This is a genomic window from Hymenobacter agri (assembly GCF_054778495.1).
The window spans coordinates 1-11,510 of sequence record NZ_BAAGZM010000081.1 but is presented as its reverse complement, the minus strand read 5'-3'; the positions used below and the strand labels follow the sequence as shown (position 1 = coordinate 11,510).

Genomic DNA, 11,510 nt, shown 5'->3' with positions numbered 1-11,510 from the left:
GCCCACCCAGGCCGAAGGCGGCACCGGCACCGGCCTGCCCAATACCCGGCAGCGCCTCGCCCTGCTCTACCCCGGCCGCCACCACCTACGCGCCGCACCCACCGAAACCGAATTCCAAACTGACCTAACCATCGAGCTATGAGCCAGCCGGCCGCCCCCCTGCGGGTATTGATTGTGGACGACGAGCCTCTGGCGCACGAGGTGCTGAAAACCTACGTGGCCCGCGTGGCGCACCTCGAATTGGTGGGCCAGTGCTACACCGCCCTCGAAGCCCTCACTTTCCTGCACCAAACCCCGGTCGACGTGCTGCTACTCGACCTCAACATGCCCGAAATGACCGGGCTGGAGCTGCTGCGCGCCCTGCCGCGCCCGCCGCACACCATCCTCACCACCGCCTACAGCGAGTTTGCGCTCGAAAGCTACGAGTTCGGCGTGGTCGACTACCTGCTGAAACCCGTCAGCCTGCCGCGCTTCCTCAAGGCGGTGGCCAAGCTACCGGCCGCCGCGCCTGCCCCAGCCGCAGCTCCTGTGGCGGCGGCCCCGCCTGCCGCACCTGCCGCCCTGCTGCTGCGCGACGGCAGCACCACGCACCGCGTGCTTCCGGCTGATATCCGCTGGCTCGAAGCCTACGGCAACTACGTGAAGGTTCAAACCACCACCGGCCGCCTCGTCATCAACGACTCCTTCCGCCACCTGCTCAGCCAGCTGCCGCCCGCCGATTTCATGCAGGTGCACAAGTCCTACGCCGTGCCTCTGCGCCTCGTGGAGCGGCTGGAGGGCAACGTGCTCACCGTAGCTGGGCAGGAGCTGCCGCTGGGCGCGGCGTTTCGGCAGGAGTTCCTGCGGCGGTGGACGGCCCCGGTGGGGTGAAGCGCTTGGTTAGAAATAGCGTAAAAAAAGAACGTCATGCTGAGCGCAGGCGAAGCATCTCTACCGCGATACTAATCCTAACGCTTGGGTTTAGTATCGCGGTAGAGATGCTTCGCCTGCGCTCAGCATGACGTTCTGCTACTCGGTGCTCGCCTACTGCACGGCGTTGCGCGGGTCGGGCTTGGGCTGCATCTGGTAGTCGTGGGGGGCGTCGGCGCCGGCCAGGTTCTGCACGAAATAGTCCCAGCGGCGGCGCATCATGTAGGGTGAATACTGGCCGTAGCCGTGCTGGGCGTTGGGGAATACCACCAGGTCGTAGCTCTTGTTGGCTTTGGTGAGGGCTTCGATAACGAGGAAGGTGTTGTAGGGCGGCACGTTGTCGTCCATCAGGCCGTGGGCCAGCATGAGCTTGCCTTTCAGGTTTTTGGCGAAGGCGGCGTTGGCTTGGTTGTCGTAGTTGGTGGTGCCGTCGGTATTGGTTTTGAGCAAGCCGATGTAGCGCTCGGCCCAGTCGTCTTCGTAGTTGCGGTTTTCGTGGTTGCCCGATTCCGAAATGCCCACCTTAAAGAAGTCGGGGTAGCGGAACATGGCCGCCGCCGTGGCGTAGCCGCCGCCCGAGTGCCCCCAGATGCCGGCCCGCTCCAGGTCGATGTAGGGGTATTTCTGGGCCAGCTGCTTCAGGCCGCTCACCTGGTCAGAGAGGGTGTTTTCAGCCATGTTGCCGTAGCAGGCGTCGTGGTAGCTCTTGCTGCGCAGGGGGTTGCAGCTGCCCTCAATCACCACCACCACGAAGCCCAGCTCGGCCAGCGCCTGGTGGTCGTTGCGAGCCGAAACGAACGACCAGCTGCCCACGCCGCCGCCCTGCGGGCCGGGGTAGATGTAGTCGACCACCGGGTATTTGCGGGTGGTTTCCATGTTCGAGGGCGTGAACATCAGCCCGTACAGGTCCGTCTGCCCGTCGGCGGCTTTCACCGTGATAGGCGTGGGGGCCTTCCAGCCGGTGGCCGTCAGGCGCGAGATGTCGGTTTTTTCGAGCGTCGAGATGAGCTTGCCGTCGGTGCTGCGCAATACCGTTACGCCCGGCTTATCGGGCTGCGAGTAGGTATCGATGAAATAGCGGCCCGAGGGCGCCATCGTGATTTGGTGGTTGCCGGCTTCGGGCGTAAGCAGGGTGAGGTTTTTGCCGTCGAGCCCCACGCGGTAGAGGTGGGTGAAATAGGGGTTGCCGGGCTCGCGGCCATCGGCCAGGAAGTAGGCCTGGCGCTTGGCTTCGTCCACCTTCAGCAGCTGCGTCACTACGAAGTTGCCCTTGGTAATCTGGTTCTTCACCTTGCCGCTGCCGGCGTCGTACAGGTAGAGGTGCCCGTAGTTGTCACGCTCCGAGTACCACACCATTTCCTTGCTCTTGGGCAGGTAGCGCCAGTTAATCGCGCCCTGGCCCGACTCGTACTGCGTGGGTACGGTTTCGCTGAACACGTCGCGCACCGCGCCGGTCGTAGCGTCGGCCACGCGCACCTTTTCCTCCTTATGGTCGCGCGAGGTCGACACAAACGCCAGCTCGCGGCCGTCCGGGCTCCAGTCCACGTCATCAAACGTGCCGCTGCTCGAAATATCGTCCGAGAGCGTGCCGCGGTGGGCGTCGGGCGCCATCTGGAAGCGCACCACTTTGGCGGGGCTTACTTCTACCACCACGCGCTCAATCATGGCAATGTCCTTGTCGCCGGGCAGCGGATACTTCCAGCTCTTGAGCGTGGGGTGGCCTACGTTGGTGGTTACCAAGTACATGTCACCCACGTTGCGCTGGTCCTGCCGGAAGGTGGCAATCTTGCGCGAGTCGGGCGACCAGCGCAGGATGGGCTTGTCGGAGTGCGTCCAGCCGGCGTTGTCGGTGGCGTAGCCGTAGTCCTTCGCGCCGTCCGTCGTGAGCTGGGTGAGCTGGTTGGTTTTGGTGTCGCGCACCCACAGGTTGTAGTCCTTGATGAAAGCGGCCAGCTTGCCGTCGGGCGAAACTTCCTCGTTGCCGGCGTTGCTGCTGGCCCCGCCACCCGCGGCGGCTGCCACGCTAGTGGCCGGCGTTTCGCCGTCGATTTTGCCGCTCACCACGTCGTACTTCCAGCTTTTGCCGGCGGCGTCGAAGGCAATGGTTTTGGCATCGGACGCGAAGCTGATACTGCGGAAGGGCAGGCGGCTGGCCTCGTAGTTTTTGCCGCTGGCCGCCGATAGCGCCGCCGCCAGCTTGGCCTGGTCGAAGGCGGCGGTGCGGGTTTTGCGGGCGGGGTCGACGATAATGAACTCGCTGCCCTGGGCCGTCATGGTGCGGTACCAGAACCGGCCGTCGGGCAGCCAGTTGGGCTGGCCGGCGCTGTGGTCAATCAGCGCCTGGGTGTTGTAGCTGAGGGCGCGCTCGGCGCGGGCGTAGTCGGCGGCTGTAACGACCGGCCGGTTCTGGGCCGATGCTGCCGAAGCGAAAAACGCGGCCACGAACAGGGCCGGTACCATCTTGTGCATATAGTCAGTCAAAAACGAAAATCCGGAATAATTTAGACGCGAAAGGTAATGCGGTCTGACGGGCTCGCAAGCCCGCCAAACCGCAAAAGAAAAGCCCCGCTGCCGGGGCTTTCTTGCTACCTGAAATTGGCATTGCGGGCAAAGACGCTACTGGCCCTTGCCAGTTGCTTTACCCTTGCCGGCCGAAGACGTTTTGCCCGGCGCGGCTTTCGCCGCCGCCAGCGGGAAGCCGCGCTGCTTCATCAAGGCATCAATCTTGGGGTCGCGGCCGCGGAAGGCGCGGTAGCCGGCGGCCGGGTCGACGGTGTTGCCCACCGTGAACACGTTCTGGCGCAGGCGCGCGGCCACGGCCTTGTCGTAGGGCCCGCCCGCCTCGGTGAAGGCGCTGAAAGCATCGGCCGCCAGCACCACCGACCACAGGTAGGAGTAATAGCCCGCCGAGTAGCCGTCCGAAGAGAAAACGTGAGTGAACTGCGGCGTGCGGTGGCGCATCACCAGCTCGTGGGGCATGCCCAGGCCGGCCAGCGTTTCGCGCTCGAACTTGTCGGGGTCAATCTTCTGCGCGCCGGCCAGGTGCAGCTTCATGTCAATCAGCGCGCTGGCCAGAAACTCGGTGGTAGCAAAGCCCTCGTTGAAGGCGCTGGCTTTGTTGATGCGGTCCACGAGGGCCTGCGGGATGGGCTGGCCGGTCTGGTAGTGCAGGGCGTACTTGCTGAGCACCTCGGGCGTGGCCAGCCAGTTTTCGAGCAGCTGCGAGGGGAACTCCACGTAGTCGCGCACCACGCTGGTGCCCGACAGGGTGGGGTAGGTGACGTTCGAAGACAAGCCGTGCAAGGCGTGGCCGAACTCGTGGAACAGCGTGGTGGCGTCGGTCCAGGAAATGAGCACGGGCTCGCCAGGCTTGCCCTTCACGAAGTTGGAGTTGTTCGAGACGATGGTGGTCACGGCCTTGCCGTCCATGCGCTCCTGGTTGCGGTAGGCGTTCATCCAGGCGCCCGAGTTTTTGCCGGCGCGGGCGTAGGGGTCGAAGTACCAGAGGCCGATTTGCTGGCCGGTGGTTTTGTCGTTCACCTGCCACACCTTCACGTCGGGGTGGTACACGGGTACGTCGGTTACGGGCACGAAGGCGAAGTTGAACAGCTCGCCGGCCACCCAGAACATGCCCTCGCGCATCTTGTCGAGCTGCAGGTACTGCTTCACTTCGTTCTGGTCGAGGTCGTAGCGGGCCTTGCGCACCTTTTCGGCGTAGTAGCGGTAGTCCCAGGGCTCGATTTTGAAGTTGGCGGGCGCGCCTTCCTTTTTGGCCAGGGCCAGCATGTCGGCCACTTCCTCGTGCTCGCGGGCCACGGCGGGCTTCCACACTTTCAGCATCAGGTCCATGGCCGCTTCCGGGGTTTTGGCCATGGTGTTGTCGAGGCGCAGGTGGGCGTGGGTGGGGTAGCCCAGCAGCTTGGCGCGCTCGGCCCGCAACTGCAGAATCTGGGTGATGATGGCGTTGTTGTCGTGCGCGCCGCCGTTGTCGCCGCGGTTCGTAAACATGCGCCAGGCCTTCTCGCGCAGCGGGCGTTGGGTCGAGTAGGTCAGGAAAGGGTCGATGCTGGAGCGGGTGTTGGTAATCACGCCCACCCCGGTGTTGCGGATGGTGGCCGTGGTTTTGGCCGCATCCACCAGCGAGGCGGGCAGGCCGCCCAGGTCCTGGGGCGTTTCCAGCACCAGCACCTGGTCGGCCTCGTCGGCCAGCACGTTCTGCGAAAACTTCGTGAACAGCCCCGCCAGCTGCTGGTTGATTTCCGACACCCGGGCCTTGGCCGTGGCATCCAGCTTCGCGCCAGCCCGCACAAACTGCTTGTACTGCACCTCCGTCAGGCGCTGCTGCTCGGGCGTCAGCTTCTTAGTGGCCGGCGAGTTATACACCGCTTCGATGCGCTTGAACAGCGCCGCGTTCTGGGTAATCTGGTCGTAGAAGGCCGCCAGCTTCGGGGCCATTTCCGTTTCCACGGCCGCGAAAGCCGGGTCGTTCAGCGTGCTGCTCCAGATGTCGTAGATGGCCGAAACCCGCGTCAGGGTCTGCCCGCTGCGCTCCATGGCGCCAATGGTGTTCTCGAAAGTAGGCGCGGCCGGGTTGGTGGCAATGGCGTTGATTTCGGCCAGATTCTCGGCCATCGCCGCTTCGAGCGCGGGCTTGAAATCAGCTACCCGAACTTTATCAAAAGCGGGCACGCCGCCGTGGGGGCCGCCCCAGGGCGCAAGCAGCGGCATGTCGGCGCGGGCCGCGGCCGAAGTAGCGGGAGCAGAATTCTGAGCCATAACAGGAGCAGGAAGCAGAGCGACGGCCAGGCCGAGCGTGGCTGTGAAGCCAGCCAGCCGGTTGGAAATCGTAAAAGGCAATTGCATAGAATGGGTAATCTGGTGGGAAATTCGACGGCGTGAAGGTACTGAATGACTCGCCTGCGGTAGGGTGCGGGGCTTGCCCCCGCCCGGACGCTTGAACGCTACACAAGGGTTCTGTTCAAGCGTACGGGCGGGGACAAGCCCCGCACCCTACTTCACGGCCGCCGCATCCGGCACCCGCTGCAAATCCAAATCCTGGAAGTCGTAGCTGAAATCAGTGGCCGGCGAAATCGGTTTCATTTTCAGGCCTGAGGCGTGGCCCTGCTCATCGAGTGCAAAAGTGGCAAAGACGTCGGCGTTCATGCTGCGGGTTTTCCAGCGCACGGCGTAGGTGTTGCCGCGGTAGGGCAGCACCTGCCCCACCAAACGCGGGGCGCGCACCGCCCGCAGCCAGAGCTGCGGGCCCTGCTGGTACACCAGCACGTCGCCCAGCCAGGCATCGTGGTAGCGCCCCACGTAGGCGCTGTAATCGGGTTTTTTGCCGGCCGCTTTCTGGGCCAGGGCCACCTGCTTCCAGGCATCGGCCAATATTTTGTCCGACTCGGCTGCCGCGCCCTGGCGTATGCTCAGCATCTGCTGCACCCGGTCCTGGCCGGTCACGCCGAGGTAGTGGTCCATAATGTGGGCTGAAACGGCGTTGAAGGCCGCGCCGCTTTCCTGGTTGGTGAGCACGATGATGCCCAGGTGCAGCTCCGGCACCAATTGCACCTTGGTCACCATCCCGATTTCGCCGCCGGTGTGCGACACCACCTTGTAGCCCCGCGCATCGTTTAGAAACCAGCCCAGGCCATAGGCTGAGAAATGCGTGTTGTAAGGCGTCGGGCCGGGTCCTACGGGCAGAATAGTCTGCGGAGACCACAATTCCCACTGCGTCCGGGGCTTCAGCAGGGGCGCGGGCGCGCCGGGGCCGCCCAGCAGCATCAGGGCCCATTTGCTCATGTCGTTCACGCTGCTGTAAATGCCGCCGGCCGGGCCCAGCAGGGTGCCCCGGTCGCGCTGAATCACCTGCACGTGCCCATCTACCGGCCCGTGGGGGTCGATGACGTTGGTCGGGTCGGGCAGGCGGGCGTAGCCGGTGGCCGTGCGGCTCATGCCCAGCGGTTTCAGCAGGCGGGCGGTCACGAAGTCGTCCCACGACTGGCCCGAGATGCGCGCCACTACCTCGCCGGCTACCAGGTAGAGGTTGTTGTCGTAGTCGAACTTACTGCGGAACGACGACACCGGCTTGAAGTAGCGCAGGTTGTGAATAATGTCCTTGAGCGTAAAATCGGCCGAATCGGGAAATTGCATCAGGTCGCCCGCGCCCAGGCCCAGGCCGCTGCGGTGCGTCAGCAGGTCGCGCACCGTGAACTCGGCCGTCACGTAAGGGTCGTACATCCGGAACTCGGGGATGTAGTCCGTCACCTTATCGTCCCAGCGCAGCTTGCCCTCATCCACCAGCAGGCCCAGCGCAGCGGCCGTGAAGGCTTTGGTGTTGGAGGCGATGCCTACCAGCGTATTAGCGTCCATCGGGGCCTTGGTAGCCAGCGAGCTCACGCCGTAGCCTTTGGCCATTACCACCTGCCCGTCCTTCACCACGGCCACCGAAATGCCCGGCACGTCGAACGCCTTGAGGGTGCGGGCCACCACCGCATCCACGGCCGCCACGTCGAGCGGCGCGGTTACGGGCGGGGCCATTTGGGCGCAGGCCGATTGTGGAATCAGTGCCCATACCAGCGCAAGCCCGGTCAGCACTGCCACCGGGCGGCGGGCAGCAGTCGTAACTAATTGAATCATCAGCAGAAAAATTAGGTGTAAAGCAATTTGAGCCGGCAAGGTAAGCCAATTGCAACGACACCAGCCTTCGCCATCTTCCTCACCCGGTTCAAACCAGTTATACCCTAGCGTTGCCGGGCCGCCCAGGCATCCATGTGCCGCTCCAGAATGGCCAGGGGCATCGAGCCGCCGGCCAGCAGCTCGTCATGAAACGCTTTCAGGCTGAAGTGCTTGCCCAGTTGCTTTTCGTAGCGGGTGCGCAGCTCGCGCAGCTTCAGGGCGCCCACTTTGTAGGTGAGGGCCTGGCCGGGCATGGCCAGGTAGCGCTCCACTTCGGCGGTTGCGGCGGGCTCGGTGATGGGCTCGTTGGCCATGAGGTAGTCGATGGCCTGGTCGCGGCTCATGCCCTTCAGGTGCAGGCCCACATCCACCACGAGGCGCAGGGCGCGGTGCATCTCGTCGCCCAATGCGCCCAGGCGCTGGTAGGGGTCCTGGTATAGGCCCAGTTCCTTGCCCAGGCTCTCGCAGTACAAGGCCCAGCCTTCGCTGAAAGCAGGGTAGGAGCCGAAGCGGCGGAACCTGGGCAGCGCCATGTTTTCCTGCTGCAGCGAGAGTTGGTAGTGGTGCCCGGGAATGGCTTCGTGCAGAAACAGCGACTCCATGCCCGTCGTCACGTTGAACTTGGTGGCATCGAGGATGGGCACGTAGAAAATGCCCGGCCGCGTGCCGTCGGGCGTGCCCCGGTTGTATTCGGCCGCCGCCGAGGCCGCCCGAAACGCCTCCGTCGGCCGAATTTCAAACGGCGACTTCGGCACCCTCCCGAACAGCTGGCTCAGGTGGGGCGTGATGCGCGCCTGAATGCCGCGGAAGGCTCGCAGCACCTCCTCCGTATTTTGGTAGGGCATGAAGCGCGGGTTGTTGCTCAGCGAGTTGAAGAAACCCGAGAGGCTGCCGTGGTAGCCCACCTGCTTCTTCACGGCCTCCATTTCCAGGCGAATACGCTTCACCTCGGCCAGCCCGGTCTGGTAAATGGCGTCGGGCGTGCGGTCGGTGGTTGTCATCTGGCGCACGTCGTAGCGGTACATCTCGGCCCCGCCGGGTACGTCGCCCAGGCCGGTGCTGCTGCGGGCCAGCGGCAGGTATTCGGTTTGCAGAAAATCGGCCAGCTTGCGGTAGGTGGGCAGCAGGTCGGTGGCAATGGCTTCCTGGTAGGCGGCCGTGAGGCGCGTGCGGTCGGCCTCCGAAAAGCTGGCCGGCATGTGCGCAACGGGGCCGTAGAAGGCACTGTGCGTTAGGTCGCTTCCCGCCTGGGCCTGTAGCTGCGGCACCATTTTCAGCACCAGTACCTTGGGCAGCACCACGGCCGCCTTGGCTCCGGTGCGGAAGTTGGCAATGGCCGAGTCGGCCCACACCGGAAACCGGCTCACCCGGGCCAGCCAGTTGTCGTAGTCGCGCACGGTGCGGAAGGGCTGCGCGCCGGTGCCCGTGCCCAGCTGCCCGAGCGTGGTGGGCAGGCTGTAAATCTGGGCGAAGGGCATCATCCAGGTGTTCAGGCGCAGGCCTTCGAGGCGCATGCGCATGTCGTACTGAAAGATGTCGTAGCTGAGCTTGTCGTCGGCCGAGAGGCGGGCGCGGTCGATGTTCAGCAAATCGTTTAGGTAGCGGCGGTAGAGGCGGGCCTGCTGCTGGCGGAAGGCACGGGTTTGGTCGTTGGGCAGGCGGTCGTTGTAGCGGTTGTCGCCCTGTGCCGTGGCCATTAGCGGGAACAGGCGCGCCCGGTCGTCCCAATAGTTATTAAACAGATTGGCCAGCAAAACGCCCGAAGCGGTGGGTGGCGAAGGCTGCCGCGCCCAGCCAGCCCCGGCCACAATTCCCCACAGCACCACCAACAGAACAGAAACGCGCTTCATCAACCCGGTAATTAAGCCAGCAAGCTACATTTTTTTGCAGGAACTTGAGCTAATGGGTCTGATTTAAAGCAAAAAAACTCCCGCCCCGGTACAAGCCGGGGCGGGAGTTTGCGTTGTGCTTGCGGGGGTGAGGTGAACCGGCTACTGTTTCGCCGCCCAGGCATCCATCTTGGTTTCAAGCACGGCCAGCGGCATCACGCCATCCTTCAGCAGCTCGTCGTGGAAGTCGCTGAGCTTGAACTTGCTGCCCAGCTGCTTTTCGTAGCGGGCGCGCAGCTCCCGGATTTTCAGTTGGCCGATTTTGTAGGCTAGGGCCTGGCCGGGAATTGCCATGTAGCGCTCGATGGCCGAGGTGTCGTCGTCCTCGCTGGCGGGCATGTTGTCGAGCATGTAGGCAATGGCCTGCTCGCGGGTGAGCTGGCCGGTGTGCAGGCCGGTATCCACCACGAGGCGCACGGCGCGCAGCATCTCGTCGTTCAGGGCGCCCACGTACTGGTAGGGGTCTTTGTAGAGGCCCAGCTCCTTGCCAAGGCTTTCGCAGTACAGAGCCCAACCTTCGGTCATGGCGCCGTAGCCGGCAAACTGGCGGAACTTGGGCAGGCTGGTGTTTTCCTGCTGCAGCGAAATCTGGTAGTGGTGGCCCGGAATAGCCTCGTGCAGAAACAGCGACTCCATGCCCTGCGTCACGTTGTACTCGGCGGGCTTAGGCAGCGGCACGTAAAAAATGCCCGGCCGCGTGCCATCCGGCGAGCCCTGGTTGTACTCGGCCGACGCGGAAGCCTCGCGGAAGGCTTCGGTACGGCGGATTTCGAACGGCGACTTGGGCACGCGGCCGAACATCTTCTTCAGGTTCGGGTCGATGGTTTCCTGGATTTTGCGGAAGCCGGCCAGCACCTCCTCGGCCGTTTTGAAGGGCATGGCCTTGGGGTCGTGCTTCAGGCTCTCGAAGAACTGCCGCAGCGTGCCCTTGAAGCCGAGCTGGGTTTTCATGCGCTCCATCTCGGCGCGCAGGCGGGCCACCTCGCGCAGGCCAATGGCGTGGATTTCGGCCGGGGTTTTGTCGGTCGTGGTCCAGTAGCTGGCGTAGTAGCGGTACATCTCGGGGCCGCCGGGAATGGCGTTGATGCCGCTGGTGGGGCGCGACTTGGGCAGGTATTCGTTGGCCAGGAAATCGCCCAGCTTCTTATACGTCGGCACCACTTCGGTCAGAATGGCCTTCTTGTACTCCTCAGTAATGCGTTTTTTATCCGCGTCGGAGAAGTCCTTTGGAAAGGCCTTTATCGGGCCGTAGAACAGCGACTTGGTGGCGTCGCTCACCTGCATGTCGGGGGCGCGCATCTGCGGAATCATCTTCACCACCAGCGCGCGGGGCAGCACCACGCCGGCATTCATGCCGCGCCGGAAGTTGCCGATGGCCGAGTCGGCCCACACCGTGAAGCCGCGCACCCGGCCCAGCCAGTTATCGTAATCCTGCACGGTTTTGAAGGGCTGGTTGCCCTGCCCCGAACCGAACTGGCCCATCGAAATGGGCAGCCCCCAGAACTGCTGAAACGGCATCATCCAGGTGTTCAGCTTCAGTCCCTCTACGCGCTGCTTGAGGTCGTACTGAAAGATGTCATAACTGATTTTGTCGTTCTCGTCCAGCCCGGCGCGGTCGAATTTGCCCAGCTGCGTGAGGTAGTCCTGATAAAAGTTGCGCAGCGTGTCGCGGTAGGCCTGGGTCTGGTCGTTGGGCAGCTGGTCGTTGAAGCGGTTGTCGCCCTGGGCCGTAGCCGAAAGCGGGTCGAGCCGCGACTGCTTTTCCCAGAAGCTGGCAAACAGGCCGTTCAGGCCCTTGGTCGAGTCGGCGGCGCTGCCCGCGGCAGTGGTGGCCGTGGTTTCGGTGGTTTTGGTCTGGTTGCAGGCCGTGGTGAGGGCGGCCGCCACGAGGCCGGCCAGGGCGATTTTCTTCATGAAGAACAAGGAGCGGAGTGATGGAAGCGCAAGCTACACACCCGCGTTCCATCCACGCATGCCGCGCCTTACTGCCTTACTGCGCGGGGCTGCCCACGGCCGGGGCCGCCAGCCGCGCCAGCG

6 protein-coding genes are annotated in these 11,510 nt (G+C 63.9%); 1 reads left to right on the top strand and 5 read right to left on the bottom strand.

The window, feature by feature from the left end; translation table 11 throughout:
- The first annotated feature begins 138 nt into the window (after window positions 1–138).
- Window positions 139–870 carry a LytR/AlgR family response regulator transcription factor gene (locus ACYVDE_RS06720; RefSeq protein WP_460500712.1) on the top strand — a complete coding sequence of 244 codons (732 nt, stop codon included), beginning with the start codon at window positions 139–141 and terminating at the stop codon, window positions 868–870.
- Window positions 871–1,023: 153 nt separating this feature from the next.
- Here the strand turns inward: ACYVDE_RS06720 and ACYVDE_RS06715 are convergent, their stop codons facing one another.
- The 5 genes from ACYVDE_RS06715 to ACYVDE_RS06695 form a co-directional block, all read right to left on the bottom strand.
- Window positions 1,024–3,390, bottom strand: coding sequence for a S9 family peptidase (locus ACYVDE_RS06715; RefSeq protein ID WP_460500711.1), 2,367 nt, complete (start codon window positions 3,388–3,390; stop codon window positions 1,024–1,026).
- A gap of 135 nt (window positions 3,391–3,525) precedes the next feature.
- On the bottom strand, window positions 3,526–5,685 hold the full coding sequence (locus ACYVDE_RS06710; protein WP_460500710.1) for a M3 family metallopeptidase: 2,160 nt from the start codon (window positions 5,683–5,685) through the stop codon (window positions 3,526–3,528).
- 234 nt (window positions 5,686–5,919) lie between these two features.
- Entirely contained in the window at window positions 5,920–7,545 is a 1,626-nt protein-coding gene (locus tag ACYVDE_RS06705) for a serine hydrolase (protein ID WP_460500709.1), read from the bottom strand.
- Window positions 7,546–7,649: 104 nt separating this feature from the next.
- Window positions 7,650–9,434 carry a DUF885 domain-containing protein gene (locus ACYVDE_RS06700; RefSeq protein WP_460500708.1) on the bottom strand — a complete coding sequence of 595 codons (1,785 nt, stop codon included), beginning with the start codon at window positions 9,432–9,434 and terminating at the stop codon, window positions 7,650–7,652.
- Between the two features lie 141 nt (window positions 9,435–9,575).
- On the bottom strand, window positions 9,576–11,387 hold the full coding sequence (locus ACYVDE_RS06695; protein ID WP_460500707.1) for a DUF885 domain-containing protein: 1,812 nt from the start codon (window positions 11,385–11,387) through the stop codon (window positions 9,576–9,578).
- Between the last annotated feature and the right edge of the window lie 123 nt (window positions 11,388–11,510).

Coding starts and splice junctions, on each gene's coding strand:
- ACYVDE_RS06720 (WP_460500712.1), top strand. CDS start 139: ATGAGCCAGCCGGCCGCCCCCCTGCGGGTATTGATTGTGGACGACGAG.
- ACYVDE_RS06710 (WP_460500710.1), bottom strand. CDS start 5,685: ATGGCTCAGAATTCTGCTCCCGCTACTTCGGCCGCGGCCCGCGCCGAC.
- ACYVDE_RS06705 (WP_460500709.1), bottom strand. CDS start 7,545: ATGATTCAATTAGTTACGACTGCTGCCCGCCGCCCGGTGGCAGTGCTG.
- ACYVDE_RS06700 (WP_460500708.1), bottom strand. CDS start 9,434: ATGAAGCGCGTTTCTGTTCTGTTGGTGGTGCTGTGGGGAATTGTGGCC.
- ACYVDE_RS06695 (WP_460500707.1), bottom strand. CDS start 11,387: ATGAAGAAAATCGCCCTGGCCGGCCTCGTGGCGGCCGCCCTCACCACG.